Below are 18927 nucleotides of genomic sequence, written 5' to 3' on the forward strand. Positions count from 1 at the left end.
CATGGCGCCTGCCCGCGACCGTCGCACGGGTTTTTCGCGACGGCGGCAATATTCGGCCTTCTTCGCCTACGTGCTCGCGATCGCGGGCGCGCTGGTGGGGATTGCGCTGCTCGTCGTGTCGAGCTTCAATCCGCCGGCCTTCGCGGCGCTGCGCATGACCGTGGCCAGCGTCGCCGCGCCGGTGGCGTCGGGGCTCGACGCGACCGTGGGCGTGGTGCGTGCGGTGCCGGACGCTATCGGGTCATGGTTTCGCGTGCATGGCGAGAACGCCGAGTTGCGCGCCCAGGTCGCGCGCGACGCGAGGCTGCTCACGCGCGCACGGGTCATGGCCTATGACAACCGTCGCCTGCGGGCGTTGCTCGCGCTTCGGGATCGGTCCGAGGACGTCGTCGTGACCGCCCGACTCGTCGCGTCGTCCGCGACCAGCGCGCGTCGCTTCGCGCTTCTCAATGCCGGGCGTTTCCAGGGCGTGCGGCCGGGCATGCCGGTCCGCGGGCCCGTCGGCCTCGTCGGGCGCGTGCTGGAGACGGGCCCGATCGCGGCGCGCGTCCTCCTCGTCACCGATCCCGAAAGTCTGGTTCCCGTCCGCAGAACGCGCGACGGCCTGCCCGCGCTGGCGGCCGGCCGCGGCGACGGGCGGGTCGACATCCGCTCGGTCAACGCAACCAACGTGCGCTTCCAGCCGGGCGAGATGTTCGTGACGACGGGTACGGGCGGCATCTATCCGCCGGGCATCCCCGTCGCGGCGATCGCCGCGAGCGCGATCGACTCGGCCATCGCGGTGCCGATCGCGGCGCCGGATGCGCTCGACTTCGCGCTGGTCGAACGGCCGTTCCTGCCGATGCCCGTGTCGACACCCCGAGCGGCCGCCGCCACGCACGTGCCGCCGCAGGCTCCCCCACCGGCGCCATGAACACGATCGACCACCAGCCGTTCCGCATGCCCCTGCCCCCCGGGCGGGCGCGGGCGGTGCCCTGGCTGACCGTGATTGGCGGATCGGCCCTCACCGCCGTTGTCCCCGTCGTCGCCAGTTTCGCGCTGCTGCCGCCGCTCGGCCTCGTCCTGCTGCTGACCTGGCGGTTGCTGGCCCGCTTCTCGCTGCGCGCCTGGGCGGCCGCGCCGCTCGGCCTGTTTGACGATCTGCTCAGCGGCCAGCCGCTCGGTTCCGCCGTCCTGCTGTGGTCGGCCTGCTTCCTGACGATCGACCTGATCGAGCAGCGGCTCGTCTTTCGCGATTTCTGGCAGGACTGGTTGATCGCCAGCGGCTGCATCGCCTTCTGTCTGGTCGCCGGACGCTGGATCGCCTTGCCGCTCGGTGCGCGGGTCGATCTCGTGCTATTGGCGCAGATCGTGATCACGATCGCCTTGTTCCCCCTGTCCGCGCGATTCGTCGCATGGATCGATCGCAAGCGGGGCGCCGCCGCGTGAAGCGTTCGAAGCGGATCGTCACGGAGGCGACCCAAACCTACAGCTTCTCGCGTCGCGCCTGGCTCCTCGGCACGGCGCAGTTGGGCATCGGCGGGCTGCTCGCAGGCCGCATGGGCTGGCTCGCCGTCGCGCAGAACGACAAGTACAATGCGCTCGCGGAGAAAAATCGCGTCAGCCTGACCAAGATCCCGCCCCGCCGGGGCTGGATCGTCGACCGGCACGGCACTCCGATCGCGAACAACCGCACCGATTTCCGCGTCGACATCATCCCCGACCGGTTGGAAGACCCCGACCGGACGCTCGCCCTGCTCGCACAAATCCTGCAACTGCCTCCGGAAGAGGTCGAGCGCATCAAGATCGACCTGAAGGGGGCCGCGGGGTTCCAGCCCGTGCAGGCTGCCGAGAATATCGATTGGGAACGATTCGCCGCGGTGTCGCTGCGCCAGCCCGAATTGCCCGGCATCGCGCCGACGCGTGGCTTCGCGCGCCACTATCCCGGCGGCGCGGCGGTTGCGCACCTGACCGGCTATGTCGGAACGCCGACCGCCGAGCAATATAAAGCGACGCACGATCCGCTGCTCGTCACGCCGGGGTTCAAGATCGGCAAGGACGGGCTGGAGAAGATGCTCGAGCCTCAACTGCGCGGCACCGCGGGAGCGAAGCGGGTGGAGGTGACCGCGCGCGGCAAGCTGGTGGCCGAGCTCGCGACGCGCCCCGACGTTCCGGGCAGGACGCAGCGACTGACGATCGACGCAGGCCTTCAGGACTATGCCGCGCGGCGCCTCGGCACCAATTCCGGTTCGGTCGTCGTGATGGACTGCAACACGGGCGAGATCCTGGCGATGGTCTCCGTCCCCGCTTATGATCCGAACAGCTTCTCCAACGGGATCAGCCACATGGAATGGCAGATGCTGTCGGAGAACGACCATGTGCCGTTGATGAACAAGGTCACCCAGGGACTCTACCCGCCGGGGTCGACGGTCAAGCCGATGAACGGTCTGGCGCTGCTGCATGCCGGGGTAAAGACGAGCGACCGCGTCGTATGCACCGGCGCGATGAAGGTAGGCACCGGCATATTTCACTGTCACAAGAAGGGCGGTCACGGCGCGCTCGACCTCAAGGGCGCGATCGAGCAGAGCTGCGACATCTATTTCTACGAAATGATCCGCCGTCACGGCTATGACGCGATCGCGCCGATCGCGCGCGAAATGGGACTGGGACAGAAGTTCGACCTTCCGCTCGCCACGCAACGCTATGGCACGGTCCCCGATTCCGCTTGGAAGCTACGGAAATACAAGAGCAAGTGGACGGTCGCGGACGGCCTCAACGCGTCGATCGGCCAAGGCTATGTGCTCGCCAATCCGCTACAGCTTGCGGTGATGGCGTCGCGGCTCGCGTCCGGCAAGGCGGTGCAGCCGAGTCTGCTCGCGGACCAGGTGCATCGCAATCCCGCACCTCTGCCCTTCCCTGCCGAGGATCTGGCCGTCGTCCGCAACGCCATGTTCGGCGTCGTCAATTCGGGGGGCACAGGCGGTGCGGCGCGCATGTACGTCCCCGGCGTTGCGCTGGCGGCAAAGACCGGCACCGCGCAGGTCCGCCGCATCACCATGGCGGAGCGGCGGGCGGGCGTGCTGAAGAACGGCCAATTGCCCTTCAAGCTGCGCGATCACGCCCTGCTGATCGCCTTCGCCCCGGCGGACAATCCGAAATATGCGATGGGCATCGCGCTGGAGCACAATGGGCATACCGTCCGCAATCTCGACGCGCCGCTGATCGGGCGGGACATCATGACCTACATGTTCGACAAGCAGCGGGCGATGACGAGCCTTGGCGAGATGGAGCCGACCTGGGGCGGCGACATCGCGACGCGGATGGCGGCGGAGGCAGCGGCCTATCGGGCGGCGCACGCACCCGCGCCGGCGGCGGAGGCGACCAAGACCGACGCCACCGTGCCGAGCGATTCGGACGCGGTGGAGGCGGCAACCAGCCTCGCCAACCAGACGCAGGCGGCGCTGGCGAACGAGAGCGCAGGCGATACCGTCGCGGAAGGTGGGTCGACCGAGCGGAGCGACGATCGATGAGGACGGGCCGATGAGGACGCGCCGATGAGCCGGGGGGGCATCGTTCCCGAACCGATCGCGCGTCTGCCGTGGCGGGTCATCCTGCTCGTCGTCGCGATCGGCACGTTTGGCCAGGTCGTGCTGTATTCGGCCGCGGGCGGTTCGCTGCATCCATGGGCGCTGTCACAGGGCCTCCGCTTCTACGTCTTCGTCGCCGGCGCGATCGCCCTGTCCTACGTGCCGGAGCGCGTCTGGCGTGCGGGCGCCATACCGGCGTATGGCGGGCTGGTCGTGCTGCTCGTCTTCGTCGAGCTGCTCGGCGCGGTGCGCGGCGGCAGCCAGCGCTGGCTCGACCTCGGCTTCATCCGTCTCCAGCCGTCCGAATTGATGAAGCCGGCGATCGTGCTCGCCTGCGCACGCTTCTACGACATGCTGCCCGCGGGCGAGACGCGGCGGTTCAGCGCGATCTGGCCCGCCGCGCTGCTGATCGGCGTCCCGGCGGCGCTAATCATGAAACAGCCCGACCTCGGCACCGCGCTGATGGTCTGCGCGGGCGGCGCGACGATCATGTTCCTCGCGGGCATTCCACTGCGCCTGTTCGTCGGCGGCGGGATCGGTATCGCCATCGCGGCGCCGCTGGCGGTCAATTTCCTGCTGCATGGCTATCAGCGGAACCGCGTGCTGATCTTCCTCGATCCCGAAAGCGACCCACTGGGCACGGGCTATCACATCAGCCAGTCGAAGATCGCGATCGGGTCCGGCGGCATCTGGGGCAAGGGCTTCCTCCAGGGCACGCAGAGTCATCTCGACTATCTGCCGGAAGGCCATACCGATTTCGTCTTCGCCACGATGGCGGAGGAATGGGGTCTGATCGGCGGCTGTCTCCTCATCTTCGCGTTCCTCCTGGTCATCCGCTGGGGAATCAACGTGGGACAGAATGCCGGCACGCGATTCTCGCGCCTGACGGCGGCGGGCCTGTCGACCACGATTTTCTTCTATGTTGCGATCAATCTGGCGATGGTCATGGGCCTGGCGCCGGTTGTTGGCATTCCCCTGCCCCTGGTCAGCTTCGGCAGTTCGGCGCAGATGACGGTGCTGCTGTGCCTCGGCATCCTCATGTCGATCGATCGGGAAAACCGCCGCCGCGTCCGCTGGTGAGAAAAAACCGCATGCGGGGCTAAAAAGGGGTTGCGAGGCGGCGAAACTCTGCTAATTGGCCGCCTCCCGACGCGGTCGGCGCCCTACCAAAGCGCCACGAACCACCGGTCATGGACGCATAGCTCAGTTGGTAGAGCAGCTGACTCTTAATCAGCGGGTCCTTGGTTCGAGCCCAAGTGCGTCCACCAGTTTTTTCAACGGCTTCGCAGTGATGCGAAGCCGTTGTGCTTTGGGTCTCCCCTGACTTTCCCCTTTTCGCGGCTGCGATCACCTGGCGCAGCTTCGATGTTGCACGCCACCGAGAGTACCCAGAAGGCGCTACTCAGTGCTGCTGGAGGTCTCGCCCGAATCTGCCCTCCGTTCAGCTTCTGCTATTTGACTTGGGAGGGCTCTAAGGTTCCAGCAACTTGAAGCAGGGGCGTATATCCAGCAGATTACAAGCCCGCCAGCCGCGACGTGCCACACGAAGAAAGACGAGCATGATCTGGATCAACCAATTAGACCTGAAGAATTGGGCGGGCCGCATCGGCGCTCGAGAGGACTTCCCCGTGATGGTTCGCGACCTCATACTCGCGTCAGCACGCGACATCGGCGACATCAAGCACATGCGCTTTCCAGGCGGAGAGTCGAGCCAGGTGCGCGGCTATGACGGTGACCTGACGATCGCCGTCGGCACGACTTACGTGCCCGCAGGACGGTCGATCTGGGAGTTCGGCGTCGGCGCTGACGCTATCGAAAAGTTCGAGAGCGACTACGACAAGCGTGCGAAGTCAATGGCCAAGACGGATCGCGCGCAGACCACATTCGTGTTCGTCACCCCGCGCAACTGGGACAATCCGAAGAAAAAGCTGCCGGATTACATCAAAGAATTCCAGGACAAGAAGGAGTTCAAGGACGTTCGCTTCGTGGACGGCGCCGCGCTGGAGACATGGCTTGGAATACATGGCGCGGTCGGCGCCAAGTATGCCCGAACGGTGCTCGAACGAGTGCCGCAGAAGGGTGCGCGCAGCACTGATGAGTTCTGGGCAGAATATTCCGCCCGCTTTCACCCGCGGCTCACCGAAGCGGTCGCGCTATGCGCGCGCAACGAACAGGCGGCAAGCATCGTCAGCCACCTGATGGGCAAGGGCGGCCAGATGATCTTCGTCGGAGACGGGCCCGACGAGGTGAGCGCGGTGGCAGTTGCCGCGATCCGCACGGCGCCGGAACTCGACCGAAAATTTCTAGAGGCTCGTACGCTGATCGTCGATACTGACGAGGCAGGTAGGGAGGTCGCCGTCGCCGACCGCTATGGCTACGTCGTGTCCCCCTCAGTCGAGAAGGTGACTGGGACGCTCGGCAGCTACGGGCCGGTTGTGGCGACGGTCGACTTTCTTCCCCCTGCCGGCCGGCATCCCCGCCTCGAACGGCCCTCGACGCGCGAGATGAGCGAGGCGCTGCGGACAATGGGCCTCGGCGAGGAGGAGGCGGAGGCGCTGGCCAGAAAGTCGGGACGCAGCTTGACCATCCTTGAGCGGCACGCGCCCGCCGCCGGGGCCAAACGGCCCGACTGGGCCAACGGCGCGGCCTCGCTAATCCCCGCCCTGCTCGCAGGCGGCTGGGACAGTCGGCAAGAGGGCGACCAGCGCATCCTGTCGGATTTGAGTGGCTTGGACTACGACGACTTTGAGGCGGGGATGCGCGCATACCTGAGTCGGCTGGACGCACCGCTCGACCAGCGGTCGGGCCTTTGGAAGCTGCGGGCTCCCGTCGACGCCTTCGTGAACCTGTCTCATCTAGTGACGCGCAAGCACCTGACGGGGCTCGCCACGGCGGCGACGGCGGTGTTCACGACCGACGACCCGCCTAATATCGGCGCGGAGCGGCTCGGAACGTCCGACGCACCGTACAGCAGTACGCTGCGGGAGGGGCTCGCGACGACGCTCCTCATCCTGGCGGCCATGCACCAGGAGGTCGGTTTGGAATCGATCGACGATCCCGCGAGTTTCGTCGAAAGCGTGGTGGCCAATTTGCCCGGTTTGCGCGACGACCCGCGGGTAGTCATCGGTCTTGAAAGACAGCTCACCCATCTGATGGAGGCGTCCCCCCGCCCTTTGTTGGAGGCCCTCGAGCACCTGCTCGAGGGTGAAGCTCCGCTCGCCTCGTTGGTCTTCGCCGAGACGTCAGACTATGGCATTTCGCGCACGCGGCTGCCGAACCTGATGTGGGCGCTTGAGATGCAGGCTTGGGATCCCGTCTATCTCAGGCAGGTAGCGCTGCTGCTAGGCAAGCTGGCGTCTTTAGACCCGGGTGGAACAGCGGGTAACAGGCCAATCGCCAGCCTCCGCGACATCTTCGTGGCCTGGAGTCCGGGCACCAATGCGTCGCTCGCTGAGCGGCTGGCGGTGATTGACGAGGTCATCTCGATCTATCCGGAGACTGGCTGGCAGCTCGTCGTCGCGCTGCTGCCGAAGCTGTACGACACAAAGGGCCCAACGCAGCGGCCGCTCTTTCGGGAGGCGGGCGCCTCCGAACGCGAACCGGTCACCTACGCGATCGTCGGCGACACCTACGATGCGATGACCGACCGCGCGCTGTCGCTGGTTGGTGACGACCCGACACGGTGGAATGAGGTCGCCGAGGCGTTCCCGCGGTTTTCGCCGGAGCGCCGCGTTCAATTCCTGGAAATGCTCACGGGAAGGGTGGCCAGCATCATGGGCGAGGAGCGGAATGAACTCCGGCGGACGCTGACCCGGATCGCGGATCGTCACGAGCGGTTCCGTGAGGCCGAGTGGGCGCTGCCAAACGCCGCGCTCTCCCGGCTGAAACGGATCGTCGGGAGCCTCAGGAGCGATGATCCATTCGACAAGGCGCGAGCGCTGTTCGACGAGGCGAACCCCTATGCCGAGCGCGACTACGTGGCGGCCGAGAGGGCGATCGCGCAACGGCGCGCCGACAGCGTCTCCGCGCTGGCCTCCACTGGCGGCGCGGGAGCTATCCTCAGGCTAGCCGAGACGATCCGCTTCCCGAAGCTCGCCGCTTTGGCCGCGGCGACCGGTATTCAGGACCGTGCGGTAATCGACGATCTGCTGTCAGCCGGCGATCCGCATGCCCCTGCGCCCGAGCTTAGCTCAGCGCTGTCCGGCAACCTTCGACACCTTCGCGGCGAGACATTCGGGGACGACATCGCTCGGCTAGCCGCGTCACATTCCTGGTCGCCTATCCGCACAGCGTCCATGCTGCTGCATTGGCCCGAGAAGGCCACTACCTGGGACGCGGTCGACGCGCTCGGCGACGAGGCGTCGCGGTGGTTCTGGTCACACCGTGAGCCCATGCGGTTCGAAGGCCCGACCTCGGACCTCGAGACGCTCGTCGGCAGGTTCATCGCCGCGGACCGGGCTGGCGCGGCGCTCATGGCCGTGCACCCGCGCGAAAGCGAGCTGTCATGGGCGACGGTCGCCACCCTATTGGGCGGCCGCATCGCAGAAATCAATCGCGGCGGCATCGTCGGCGAAATGGACGGCTTCTACGTGTCAGAGCTGTTCAAGTCGCTGCGCCGCCGCGAAGACGTCAACAAGCTCGACCTTGCCCGCTGGGAATATGCCTACTTTCCGCTACTCGAGCACCATGAAGAAAGGCTCGAATTGTTCGACCGGATGGCGAAAGACCCCGAGTTCTTCGTCTCAATCCTGAAGGACGTCTATATCTCAGACGACGCGCAGGGCGGCGAGAGCGAGACCAGCGAGACGCAGCGGCTTCGCGGCACGATCTCGCACCGCATCCTGCTGGCGAACGACGCGGTCCCGGGCGCGACCGGCGGCGTAATAGACCAGAGCTCACTCGACGCCTGGGTCGACGGGATGCTCGAGGAGGGCAGAACGGCGAAGCTCACGAAGGTCGTGCCCGCGTACATCGGGCGCACCATCGCCCACGCCGCCCAGATTGACGGCGTCTGGCCGCCGGCACCTGTCGCCAGCGTCATCGAGCGCCTCAGATCGCACGAGGTTGAGCATTCGATCATGATCGAGCGCTTAAACATGCGGGGTGTCTACACGAAGGTCATGTTCGAAGGGGGGCCGCAAGAGCGCGACCTCGCGGCCCGATACCGGTCGTGGGCGAGGGCGCACGCCGCCAGTCCGCGCACCTGTGCAATGCTGACGGCGATCGCCCGCCGGTGGGACGAGGACGCGAAGCGAGCGGACACCGAGGCTGAGCAAGACCGCCTAAGGTTCAGCTAAGCCCGCCGTGATGCGTAGCAGATTCACCGCTTCGACCGCGGCGGTGCCTTCCACTTCACCTGAGGCGAAACTCGACTGCGTCCGGGAGGTGCACGATGAGTGACCAACAATCACCTGACGACTTCATCTCCGCCTTCGACGACATCGCCCGCGAAGGGGAAGGACCGGCCAGCCACACTGTTGGCAGGTTTGACTACCTCAACGTCTCCGCGAGACTCGAAGCCGGTGCGGTGCGAGCGCTGATCGACGGCTGGCTGGCCGACTATCCGGCGGCGCACCGCGCGGAGATGACACGCCGTATCCAGTCCCGCGACGACACCCTGCACAATAGCTCCGTCTTCGAGCTAATGCTCCACGCGCTGCTGCTGCGGCAGGGCTTCACGATCGTGGCCATCGAACCGGTCCTGGCGAACGGCAGAGCCCCGGACTTCCTCGTCGAGGCTCCAGACGGAACGCGCTTCTATCTCGAGGCGACGCTCGCCTCAGGCATGGCCAGCGCGGACGTGGGCGGCGATAGGCGCCTGCGTCAGGCCCTGCAGGCGATCGACGAGGTCGAGTCCCCGGACTTTTTCCTCCATCTCCACACGAGTGGAACCCCGAGCAAGCCCATCGCGGTCGCTCGGCTCCGGCGCGCCGTGCAGCGGTTCGTGGACGGTCTCGATTACGAGAAGGCCGCGGCGGACGGGACCGCGGCCCAGGATGTCGCCCCGGTGTTCCAGCACGAGGAGCACGGCTGCCGGCTCGTCCTCCGTCCCGTCCCTAAGAACGTGCGCAGACCGGGTGGTAGGGCGGTCGGCGGGAGGACGCTGCCCGGTGGGATCGTCCGACCCGAACTGGCGATCAAGTCCGCGGTGGAGGGCAAGGCCGGTCGCTACGGCGATATCGACCTTCCGTTGGTCATCGCCGTCAACGCGCTCGAGGACTACGTCGGGGTGGACGCCGCCATCGATGCATTGTTTGGGACGACCGCAACCGCGTTCAGTGAAGGACGCGAGCCGCGCCCCGTGCGCAACCCGGACGGCGCATGGCGCGGTCCCGGCGGACCCGTCTACACCCGGTCAAGCGCTGTCCTGTTCGTCGAGCGCCTGTCGGCCTGGAGCGTGGGCCAACGGTCGCTTAAGCTCATCCTCAATCCCTGGGCGCGCTCCCCACTCGGCGACGTTCCACTGGGCGTGGAGGTGCGCGAGGTGGTCGACGATCGCCTGCAGACTCACGGCGGGCGATCGCTCCGTGAGATCTTCGGCCTACCGGAGGGTTGGCCGGAGTAATCCGGTGGTTGAGAGAACGGCCGGCAAGGGCCATCCTGACGTGATGGAACCGTTCCGCGTCACGAAGGAAACCGTCGCCCCACTTGGGGACGAGGCGTTGCGGGAACTGCTCGTCCGCCTTCTCGAGGCCGAGGCACGTAACCGCGGCATCGACCAGTCCGCCATTCGTGCGGGCGGCAACCAGACGGCACCCGACGGTGGCGTCGACGTAGCGCTGCACTGGACGGGCGATCCCGCGCCGGGCGGGTGGCTGCCCGCGCGCGACATCGCGTTCCAGTGCAAGGCCGAGCGCATGCGCCCGGCTGACCTGCGCAAGGAGATGCGTTCGGGAGACGGGCCACGTCCGCTGTTCGCCAATCTCGCCGAGCGCGACGGCGCGTACGTCGTTTTCACGACCGACGACCCGGCGGGCACGCGGCTTGACGAGCGCATGAAGGCCATGCGCGAGGTCGCCTCGGAAGTATCCGGCGGAAAACGGATTGAGCTGCGGTTCCTCGGGGCCGACCACATCGCGCGCTGGACGAACCAGCACATAGGCGTCGCCCTGTGGCTGCTCAGCCGGTCCGGACGGAGCGTCACCGGCTGGCGGCCGTATGGCGATTGGTCGGCCCCGGGTAGCACCACGGGCGACTACATCTCGAGTAGCGAGGACCGCATCTTGATTGGCGGCGTCCCGTTCACTTCGGCCGAGGCCCTCGAGACCGTGCGGGACACGTTGCGGGAAGCAGGCGGCGCGGTCAGGCTCATCGGGATTTCAGGCATGGGCAAGACGCGCTTCGCCGAAGCCATCTTCGACGAGCGGGTCGGCAATCGCGCGCTTCACCGCGACGCGGCTATCTACGCCGACGTCGGCCACGATCTCGCAATCAGTGTCCCAGTGCTCGCCGAGCAACTCGCGGGCGCGGGGGTGACCGCCGTCATCGTCGCGGACAACTGCCCAGGCAGCATCCACGCCCAGGTCTCTACGATCGTGTCCAGGCCGGCGGGTCGCACAAGCCTGCTGACCATCGACCACGAACTCGACGACAGCGGCATGGACGGCTCACTCGTCGTCAGGATGGGTGACAACAGCCCAGAGGCGCTCGCTGGCCTGCTGGCTCAGCGGTGTCCCTGGTTGACCGGAACGGAGACATCCCACCTAGCGGACTTCGCCGGCGGCAATGCCCGCGTCGCGCTCAAGATCGCGGAGGGGTCGCGCGACGGCGTCGACATCTCCTCGCTCAATGATAGCCAGATGCTGGACCGGCTGTTCCAGACCGATCGCGGTAGGCTGGGGTCGGACGCCCGCAGATGCGCGGATGCGGCGTCGCTGGTCTACGCCTTCCACGCCGACGCGCGGGATCACGCCGAGGTCGAGCATCCCGTCTTGGCCGTGCTCGCCGGGGTCGGGCCGGACGCTTTCTACGGAGAGGTTTCCCGGCTGGTCGACTTCGGCATCGCCCAGCGCCGTGGACCACAGCGCGCCATCATGCCGCCGCCGATCGCCAACATGCTGGCCGCCACTATGATCCGAAGGTCCGACCCGGCTTCCCTGCTGGCGGCGTTCCAGGCAGCTCCGCCCCGGCTGTTTAAGTCCTTCGCGCGGCGGCTTGGCTACCTCCACTCGGTCCCGGAGGCGGTGTCACTCGCCAAGACCCTGCTCGCCCCGGGCGGTGCGCTGGGGGATCCGGCAACGCTGCAGGGCGAAATGCGCACCGCCTTAATGCGCTTGGCACCGGCTTCCCCGGCGGACGCCGTCGAAGCGATCGCCCGCGCCCTGGCCGGTCCAAAGCGCGAGCGGCTGGTGGACGTGCGGTGCGAAGCAAGGCGCGACTTCGCGATGCTGCTCGCGCAGATTGCCCACGACGACGCCCTGTTCGCCCGCGCCATGGAGACGATGCTGCCATTCGTCGTCGCGGAATCCGGCGACCAAGGCCGTCACTCCGTCGCGGACTATTTCCATCAGCGGTTCTGGCCGCGCCTCTCCTTCACGCTGGCGACCCAGGAGACGCGCCTCGCCTTCATCGACCGGCTCCTCGACGACGACGATGAGCGCGTCAGGCTGATCGGGGTGGAATGTCTAGACCGGATGCTGGACACGTACTTCAGCTCGTCCATGGATATCAGCTTCGGCGCCCGCGCGCTTACGCGGCAATGGTACCCGCGGGGCCAGGACGGTTACGACGCCTGGTGCAAGGCGGCCTACGAGCGTCTCGTCGCTGCGGCGTTCGGATCGGGGGCGGCTGCCGGTCGCGCACGCGAGGTGGTGGCCCACAACTTCCGCCAGCAGCTCAGCGCCGGCGGGAACGGCATGCCGGTCGAGGCGATGAAGGCGGTGCGCGGGCTCGGCTACTGGGATGCCGGCTGGAACGCCATTTGCGAGGCTCTAAGCTTCCGTCGCGGCAGCCTGTCGCTCGAGCTCGTGCCCTCGGTCGTCGCGCTCGAGCGCGCCTTCCGGCCCGCGACGGCAGACGAGCTCTTCGAGGCGTTCGTCCTCGGCGAGCCGTGGCGGCATTGGCGTCCCAGCGGTCGCGAGCATCGCTCCACGCGCGACGTGGCGAGGCTCGCACGACGCTTCGGAGCGTGCGTGGCAGGCAAAGGCGTCGCCGCCAATTTTCTCGAACGGGCGATCGGCGCCAGCGGTCAGACCAGTGTCTACGACTTCGCGCGAGGGCTCGGGGACGCGGTCAGCGATCCGGACGAAATCTGGTTTGCGGCGCGAGATTGCTACTCGCGGCTGCCGCCAGACGGACGCGGCGTCGCCGTGTTGGCCGGCCTACTCGCTGGCATGGCGGGACGGGACGAGCGGTGGGTGCAGGGCAAGCTGGACGACGCGGCCGGTGATCCCGAACTCGGACCACAGCTCGTCACGCTTCATCTCGGTGTGCCGATCGACCGTCCCACCATGCGCCGGTTCACAGCCGCATTGCGCGATGGATCGGTCGCCCCGCCGAAGTTCGAGGCGCTGATGTATGGCGGCGTAAGCAAGGCCATACCGGCGGACGAACTGGCAGCATTCCTGCGCGAACTGTTTTCCAGCAACGAGGGTGCGCTGACCGCGCTGCAGATATTACACATGCGCATCTTCGGCGATCGGGAGGACAAGCGCGCCGTTGCGCCCGAGCTGATCGAGCTTGCCATGGAGTTCGTCACCGACACGCGTTCCTATGTGGGCGCGCACGCACGCGCCGATCACGGCTTGGAGACACTCGCGGGGCTCGCGCTCTCCGGCTCTGGAGCCGAAGCGGTCGCGCGCGCCATCTGCCGTGCCTTAGCCAACCACAGCGGTTCAAACGAAGGTGGCCAGAGGTTTGGCAAGTTGTGCATGATGCTGACGAGCCGGTTCACGACGGTGGTCTTGGACGAGATCGTCGGTGCGCCGCACCCAGACGGGATCATTGACGAGTTCTTCGGCGGCATCTTCCGCGATGACGACGACGGCGAGGCGAAGGACGCGCTTGACGAAGACGCGGCACTCGCCTGGGTGGCCCAAGATCCTGGACCAAGGGCCAATCGGCTAGCGGAGTTCGTCCCCTACTTCAGGAGGGTAGAGGATGCCGACGAGCTTGAATGGTCGGCGATCGCGCTCATCCTGATCGACACCGCACCCGACCCGGTGCAAGTCCTAGAGACGCTGGAGCGTCGCTTTTGGAGTGGGAGCGGATCCGGCACCTTTGCAAGCAGGTTCGTGAGGCGCCGGCCCCTTGTCGCCGCGATGGCCCGCCATGCGGAGCGACGGGTCCGCAACTGGGCGCGAGAGGCATCGCTACGACTTGAAGAAGACATCCGGCGCTGGGATGAAGAGGACGCACGGAGCGAGGGGCAGTTCGAGTGAGACGGCGTACTCACCCACGACCTCAAGGTTGAATAAGCGGTCGGTTATGGAAATTTAGCGCACTCAAGAGGACGGGGCGCAATTCAAAAAAAATTCGAGAAACCCGGCCGCCGCGGCAGCCGGGTTTCTCAAAGTGGTGCTTTGAGACTCTCGATGCTTTCACGGACAGACTTGAATTGATCGGCGACTTCGCGCGGGATGAGGTACTGCGGCCCCCCTTCTGCGCTTTCGATGGTAACAAAGCGTGCGAACCGGCCGTCATCGATCCATTCCGCAACGTCAAAGGCGCATGACGCCGCATCAAAGAGCGACACACGACGTCCGTCCACTTCATCGAATGATAGCACTGCACTGAGATCCTCCACCTGCTCTACGAGGTAGGCCGTTGCGCCAAACAGCGCAGTAAAGCTGGCCTCTTCAAGCGGCCCCTCGATGTAATCCCGCATGCTGGTCAGCACCGCGGCCGTCGGCGCGCAGGCCCCTTCGGGCAGAAACGCGCGCATCTCGGCCAAACTGTCGAACGTCTTCATGCTCATCTCCGCGTCCAAGTACGGGCAGATGATATTGCGGCCAGTTGGCCGGCCTCTGCGGCCTGCAGGCAGCCGCAAGCAAATCGTGGAGGCATATTGCAAAGTGCGGCAGAAGCGATGAAACCCTCCCCTGCCTCCACGAGAATGGGGGTGGGGCTTCAGAACCCCAGAAAGGAACCCGCTGGTCGTGCTTCACGGCCGGGTGGCGGGCGCGCATGTCCAAGGCTCCGGCCCAAAGGCGTCCGCGCCTGGAGGGTTCCTGCAGGTTCTGAACATCCGGCTTTTGCCGCGCCCCCGGAACCGAAGAGGGGTAAAATGGGGAAATCTCAAAGAAGCTTTGTCTGGACTTGCATGCCGGCTGCTGTCGTAATGCTGGCTGCAGGCGGTTGCAGCGAGCGGAACGAAGCCGTCGCAAATCGGGCGGACACGGCTACCGAAGCAACGGCAGCTAGTGGCGGCATCGCGCCCACACCAACTGCACCCGCTGGGCCCGATATGCTCACGACTGTTGGCGACGCCGGCGCGCCACTCACCAAGGTTGCGGCACAACAGGGGCTTTTCGCCATCGAGAATGTCGACGGCGTCGACATGCTGACCGTCAACGGCAAGCCTGCCCGCTTCACCGCGAGCGGGACGAACGCTCCGCAACCGGTGGCGGCAAACTCTGGCATCTCGCTGATCGGCGTCTTCGAACTGCCGCAGGAGAGTGTCGCCTGGGTCACCATCATCGGCGGAGCCGCGTGCCCCGGAACACATGTGCTTGTCGGAGCGCGTAATGGTCGCGCGCTGCCCGGACAGGAAATCCCCGGCTGCGACGATCGCGGCACAATGCGGCGCAACGGTGACAAGATCGCATTCGAGGCCGGTGGCTCCGAGGGCACCTACGAGGATGGCATGATCTCGGTCACAGCCAAGCCAGCCGAATTCGGCCAGGGCGCCAGCGGGACAGCCATGTAGTCCGCCTCCTTAACATCGCGACAGAGCCCGACGGCTTCCCTTTGAACGATGACCGAGGACCTACCATGATACACCGCCTGTTTATCGCGCTCCCCATCATTGTGGCCGTGACCGTGCCAAGCGCCCTAGCTGCACAGACGAACGATCTTGGGCGATCACTGGTGCGGCTGGTAGACGCGGTCGCAACCAACAACCAGCAGCGGAAGGTGCTGCTAGAGCTGACGCCTCCCCTCGCCTACGAGCCAGCAGCAGGGCCGACCGATCCGGCTAATCGCAACGACCCGCGTAATCTCGACATTGCCGGCGTCCGCCTCGGCATGACGGTCCGGCAAGCGCAGACCGCGCTGCGCGCAGCGGGTTACGTCGACGCAGGCCCCCGCGATACGCAGGATTCGTACGCCGCGACGATCGTGTACCGATGGCACACGACGTATGACTACAAGGGCAGCCTCAACGAGCACGTCGAAAAGGAATTGCTCTGGAACAAGGGTAAGGAAGAGATCAGCGTCAAATTGATTGCGTTGCCCGAGGGGCCCCGGGTCAACGAGATCAACTACTGGGCCAAGGATGGCGCGCCGATTTCGTCAGCGGAGTTCGCTCGCCGAGCCGTGGCAAAGTACGGCCAGCCAGTGAACGAAGACGCCAACGAGCTACGCTGGTGCACGATCAAGGCACCCGACTGCGAGCAGTACAACGACGCCAAATACCCGCTGCTGGTCGCGTCGCCCAGCAGCCGTCACCTCGACCTGATTGGCAATGATCCCGCACGGCAGCAAGCCTACGCAGAGCGCTTCGCTGCCGATGTCGAGAGGCGCAAACCCGCCGAGAAGGTGCCCTCCTTTTGATTAATCAGTACCCCAGCCGCAATGAGCGGCTGGGGTCATCTTTTTTGGGGGATCCGTCTGCGTGACGACCTACGATACCTGCGCCGTGTTTGCCCGAAGGCTGGCGGCAATGAACGCGGCCACATCCTCAGCCAGATAACGAACCGTGCTTCGGCTCAGCTTGACGTACCTCGGCCCCTCGCCGGTAATCCGCCACCGCTCCAAAGTCCGCTCGGTCAGACCGAGCATCTCGCCGACCGTTCGGGGCAGGAGAAGCATCGGAACCTCAGCCGATGCCTGTTCCATTGCCACCACAATTGGATCAGCATCGCGCACCGGTGGCTGCGCGGTGGCCGGCGACGCTTCGGGCCGGCTGGAGGTTTGCGATGCTCGCGCCTTGAGTTTGAACTTCTGAATGCCCGACATGGGATAAGCTCCAAAAAAGAACGGCCCCCGGAAGGTCTCCGCGGGGCCGTGATGTTGACGTTGCTTGCGAGCGATCAAACGCCGTCGGGGAGTGCCAGATTGGCTGCCTCGACAAGTCGTGCAGGCGCCAGATGCGAGTATCTGGCTGTCATCGCTGTCGACGCATGGCCAAGCAGTTGCCCCACCTCGTAGAGGCTTCGCCCCTGCCCAACCAACCGCGATGCATAGGTATGACGCAGTTGATGAAGCACGAAGCGCGGATCGATGCCGGCGCGCGCTTTCACTCGAACCCACACCTTCTTGAGGTCGCTGATCGGCTTTGCCGGATCAGTGCCGGGGAACACCCACGGGCTTTCGGTAGGGGGTAACCGTTGAAGGATGCGGATCGCTGCGTCCGACAGCGGTATGTAACGAGTCCGCCCGCTCTTCGACGAAGCCGCTGGCACAGTTAGGATGCGCCGCTCTATGTCGACGTTTTCCCATCGAGCGCCAAGCACCTCGCCTCGGCGTGCCCCGGTCGCCGCAAGCAGCGCGATCGCGCATGCGGCTGTCCGGCTTGGCTCGACATTGAGCGCCTTGAACAAAGCAACCAGTTCCGCGTCCGTCAGGAACTGCTCGCGCCCATGCTCACGCTGCATTTGCGCTCGCTGAGCCGGATTACGCCCCTCATACACCTCCCAATGCAAGGCGATGTTGAAGACTCGCTTGATGAAGGCGGTGTACCGGTTCCGTGAGGCGCCTGACAGACCCTCGCGGGTCAATCGCTCCTGGAACTCGGCGACATCACCCGGACGGATCTGGTCGAGGTACCGATTACCCCACGCTGCCTTCAGCCGAAGACGGAAGAAGCTTTCCTGATCTCGATACGAACGCAACTTCCCCTTGATGTGCGGGAGGTAGCGGCCTTCGACGAATTCGCCGAACGTTGGCACGGATCGCAAGCGATCTCGCTCGGCGGCGGGATCACCCCCAAGAGCCGCGGCAGCCTTGATTTCCTGCGCCCGCTTGCGAGCCTGGTCGACGGTCACGTCGCCGTGACGGCCAATCCTCACCTCGCGCTGCCGTCCGCGGGCATCATTATAACGGCAGTAGTACGTGACCTTTCCGGAGGTGCGGACCTCCATGAAAAAGCCAATCAGCTTGTCGTCGAACAGGCGCAATTTCGCCTTCCCGGCCGGCACTGCCGGCGGGTTCGACGCCAAGCCGCGGGTCAACGCGGGCATGACGATATTCTCCGATGCTAAAGGGCGTCGCCCGCGGATCAGCGCGGGGCGACAATCTACTGTTGAGGGTCGATGGGGGACTTTGCGGCCGAAGGCGTCAGAACATAGGACGAGCGTGGATCAGCCAGAGGCCAGCTCTGCCTGGAAGCGCCACTCCGATTTCCTCGTCGAAACTTGGTGACGCGGTGACCGTCAAATCGAGCCCAATGAACTGGGCCGTCGATGCCGGGCTGCCATCAATCTCGTGATCGAATGGCCACACCGGCATCAAATAGCCTGGGGGTGCCTGATCGCGATCGGCAGATGCGTTGAGGCATGCATCAACGGCGAGGCTACCGCAGCGAAACCTCAATCTTTCGATGGGGTCAACCCAGCCTAGTTCGCGAAGCGGGCCTGCAGCGTAGGTGGCAACATGTCCCAGTTGGCGTAGGCTTTCCAGCATCCGCTCTACTTGCTCCACCTGTAGCGCGGTGAGGTTTGCGAGCCACATCGCAACGTCGCCTCCGCTGCTAAAAGCGACGGCGATCATGCAGGGTTGCGCCGACGTACTCACGAGCGGCCCCGCCCATTGAGGCCGCCGCCGGGCAGGATCACCACAAAGCGGAATAAGGTAAGCTGAACAAGAGCGGGGCGCCTCTTTGACCGCCCGACGCCTAGGCCGCTCCTTCCGATGCGCGAGGCAATCCCGAAACACGCGCTGCCAAGGGAGTAGATGCGCATCAGCATACCTTCGCCCCCCGCTCTCTGCGTTCAAGGGACGCATTGTCCTTTTCGACTACATCTGGACGATGTTCCGCCTCCGGCAGAAGGAGCCACCAACCCTCGCTAGCGTGACTAACTGCTACTCCTTCTCGGCAACGGTAAGCTGTAAGCTCCTCCTCTGCAGGCAAAGAACGGATGGCGACCAGCACGTCATCTACTGAGAGCGGCATCGCACCAGCCTGTTGAACCGCGCCGGGTTTGCCGGAGGCCGTTGGATGTGAGTCACGCTGCCATATCGACGATGTTTGCGGCAGCATAGT

13 protein-coding genes and 1 tRNA gene are annotated in these 18927 nt (G+C 65.6%); 10 read left to right on the forward strand and 4 right to left on the reverse strand.

All coding sequences use genetic code 11. From position 1 onward, the window contains the following. Position 1: 1 nt before the first annotated feature. The 8 genes from IQ292_RS09480 to IQ292_RS09515 all read left to right on the forward strand — a co-directional run bounded on the left by IQ292_RS09480 (position 2) and on the right by IQ292_RS09515 (position 13945). Positions 2-913 carry a rod shape-determining protein MreC gene (locus IQ292_RS09480; protein WP_203310060.1) on the forward strand — a complete coding sequence of 304 codons (912 nt, stop codon included), beginning with the start codon at positions 2-4 and terminating at the stop codon, positions 911-913. Continuing rightward, positions 910-1428, forward strand: coding sequence for a rod shape-determining protein MreD (gene mreD, locus IQ292_RS09485; protein WP_203310061.1), 519 nt, complete (start codon positions 910-912; stop codon positions 1426-1428). The genes IQ292_RS09480 and mreD overlap by 4 nt, the downstream gene beginning before the upstream one ends. Further along, the gene (mrdA, locus tag IQ292_RS09490; RefSeq protein ID WP_288938484.1) at positions 1425-3509 is read left to right on the forward strand and encodes a penicillin-binding protein 2; all 2085 of its coding nucleotides are present in this window, start codon (positions 1425-1427) and stop codon (positions 3507-3509) included. Before mreD ends, mrdA begins: the two co-directional genes overlap by 4 nt. 24 nt (positions 3510-3533) lie before the next feature. Then, positions 3534-4646, forward strand: a complete 1113-nt coding sequence (rodA, locus tag IQ292_RS09495) for a rod shape-determining protein RodA (RefSeq protein ID WP_203310063.1) — start codon at positions 3534-3536, stop codon at positions 4644-4646. 112 nt (positions 4647-4758) lie between these two features. Then, positions 4759-4834: transfer RNA gene (locus IQ292_RS09500), tRNA-Lys, on the forward strand. Between the two features lie 291 nt (positions 4835-5125). Next, positions 5126-8863 carry a hypothetical protein gene (locus tag IQ292_RS09505; protein WP_203310064.1) on the forward strand — a complete coding sequence of 1246 codons (3738 nt, stop codon included), beginning with the start codon at positions 5126-5128 and terminating at the stop codon, positions 8861-8863. Positions 8864-8958: 95 nt separating this feature from the next. After that, the gene (locus IQ292_RS09510; protein WP_203310065.1) at positions 8959-10131 is read left to right on the forward strand and encodes a hypothetical protein; all 1173 of its coding nucleotides are present in this window, start codon (positions 8959-8961) and stop codon (positions 10129-10131) included. A gap of 40 nt (positions 10132-10171) precedes the next feature. Beyond that, the gene (locus IQ292_RS09515) at positions 10172-13945 is read left to right on the forward strand and encodes a hypothetical protein (RefSeq protein ID WP_203310066.1); all 3774 of its coding nucleotides are present in this window, start codon (positions 10172-10174) and stop codon (positions 13943-13945) included. A gap of 128 nt (positions 13946-14073) precedes the next feature. Here the strand turns inward: IQ292_RS09515 and IQ292_RS09520 are convergent, their stop codons facing one another. After that, entirely contained in the window at positions 14074-14475 is a 402-nt protein-coding gene (locus IQ292_RS09520) for a hypothetical protein (RefSeq protein WP_203310067.1), read from the reverse strand. 495 nt (positions 14476-14970) lie between these two features. Between IQ292_RS09520 and IQ292_RS09525 the strand changes: the two genes are divergently transcribed. Together IQ292_RS09525 and IQ292_RS09530 are read left to right on the forward strand one after the other, a co-directional pair. After that, positions 14971-15432, forward strand: a complete 462-nt coding sequence (locus tag IQ292_RS09525; protein WP_203310068.1) for a hypothetical protein — start codon at positions 14971-14973, stop codon at positions 15430-15432. A gap of 65 nt (positions 15433-15497) precedes the next feature. Then, the gene (locus tag IQ292_RS09530) at positions 15498-16277 is read left to right on the forward strand and encodes a hypothetical protein (protein WP_203310069.1); all 780 of its coding nucleotides are present in this window, start codon (positions 15498-15500) and stop codon (positions 16275-16277) included. 69 nt (positions 16278-16346) lie between these two features. Here the strand turns inward: IQ292_RS09530 and IQ292_RS09535 are convergent, their stop codons facing one another. The 3 genes from IQ292_RS09535 to IQ292_RS09545 all read right to left on the reverse strand — a co-directional run bounded on the left by IQ292_RS09535 (position 16347) and on the right by IQ292_RS09545 (position 18434). Further along, positions 16347-16682, reverse strand: a complete 336-nt coding sequence (locus tag IQ292_RS09535) for a helix-turn-helix transcriptional regulator (RefSeq protein ID WP_203310070.1) — start codon at positions 16680-16682, stop codon at positions 16347-16349. Between the two features lie 74 nt (positions 16683-16756). Further along, positions 16757-17905 (reverse strand): site-specific integrase, encoded by a 1149-nt coding sequence (locus IQ292_RS09540; protein ID WP_203310071.1) that lies wholly within the window; start codon positions 17903-17905, stop codon positions 16757-16759. Positions 17906-18002: 97 nt separating this feature from the next. Further along, positions 18003-18434, reverse strand: coding sequence for a hypothetical protein (locus tag IQ292_RS09545; protein WP_203310072.1), 432 nt, complete (start codon positions 18432-18434; stop codon positions 18003-18005). Positions 18435-18927 lie beyond the last annotated feature (493 nt).

The organism is Sphingomonas beigongshangi (assembly GCF_016820445.1).
Taxonomy (GTDB): Bacteria; Pseudomonadota; Alphaproteobacteria; order Sphingomonadales; family Sphingomonadaceae; genus Sphingomonas; species Sphingomonas beigongshangi.